The following is a 1,113-nucleotide window of genomic DNA, read 5'->3' as shown; positions in this document are numbered from 1 at the left end:
AAATTCCACCAATAATATATTTTTGGCAGTTAGTTAAAGAATTAATTCCAGGAGGAGTCAGGAAAGTTAAAAGTCAAAAGTCAAAAGTTAAAAGTAATCTGTAATATCAAATCCTGATAATTAGTTTTTGGGTGGTGGTGCATTGTAATGGTTGTCTATTTTGACATCCTCTCCGGCCTGTTAGCGTTAGCGAAGCTCCTCTGCAAGAGGCAGCTCCTCTGAAAGAGGCAGGCGTGGAGATTCCTACCGAACCGAAGCTCCTCGGTGGGTTGACGTCTCATTGGCTGCTGCTACTTTGGCAGTAGTCTTACACTTGCCTCCACGTCCGTTTCTCGTCTCCGTTAGCGCAGCTCCTCCGGAGGAGGCATGCCCAAGGAGCGACTAATATATTTATTGCTGCATTGGTATCGCGATCATGCTTGCTGCCACAGCTCAAACACTCCCATTGTCTGATTGACAGGTCTAATTTTCCACCTTTAAACCCACAACATGAGCAAGTCTGACTCGTTGCTTCCCACCTATCAATTACTCTAAAATCACGACCGTATTTTTCAGCAATTCCATCTAACAGTGTCCTAAATTGTCTCCAACCTAAATCTGATATGGCTCTGGATAATTTACGGTTCTTAATCATACCAGAAACGTTGTCATACTTCTAAAATAACTGTTTGGTTTTCACGAATTATTTCAGTAGATAATTTATGCAGAAAATCTGTTCTTGTATCTTTCAATTTGCCATGGAATTTAGCAACTCTAACCCTGGCTTTTTCATACCTTTTAGACCCCTTAGTTTTATGAGATAATGACTTACTTAATTTTCTTAACTTCTTAATTCGTTTTTTGAGTGGCTTAGGAGCATCAACCTTTGTACCGTCGCTGAATGTAGCAAAGGTTTTAATACCTAAATCTATGCCTACTGAATTATCAGTTTGAGGTAAGATTTCTGGTTGTATTTCTACTACAAAACTCAAGAAATATCTATTGGCTGAATCTTTGATTACTGTTACTGATGATGGAGGAGCAGGTAACTCCCTCGACCAAACTATTTTTAGTTTTCCAATCTTAGCGTTGCTAGGAACTTTATGCTGACCAATCTTAAAGCCACCCTTTCTA

The 1,113-nt window shown here is 39.6% G+C and carries 2 protein-coding genes; both read right to left on the bottom strand.

What is annotated here, in order from left to right:
- Window positions 1-307: 307 nt before the first annotated feature.
- On the bottom strand, window positions 308-634 hold the full coding sequence (locus tag F6K22_RS42980; protein WP_363275601.1) for a zinc ribbon domain-containing protein: 327 nt from the start codon (window positions 632-634) through the stop codon (window positions 308-310).
- A 13-nt stretch (window positions 635-647) separates the two neighbouring features.
- Window positions 648-1,113 (bottom strand): RNA-guided endonuclease InsQ/TnpB family protein (locus tag F6K22_RS42975; protein ID WP_375340251.1); only part of this gene is annotated, 466 nt, incomplete at its 5' end.

This window comes from Okeania sp. SIO2F4, from assembly GCF_010672385.1.
Classification (GTDB): Bacteria; Cyanobacteriota; Cyanobacteriia; order Cyanobacteriales; family Microcoleaceae; genus Trichodesmium.
Note: the sequence above shows the minus strand (reverse complement) of the source record. Positions and strands in the feature narration are given on the sequence as shown.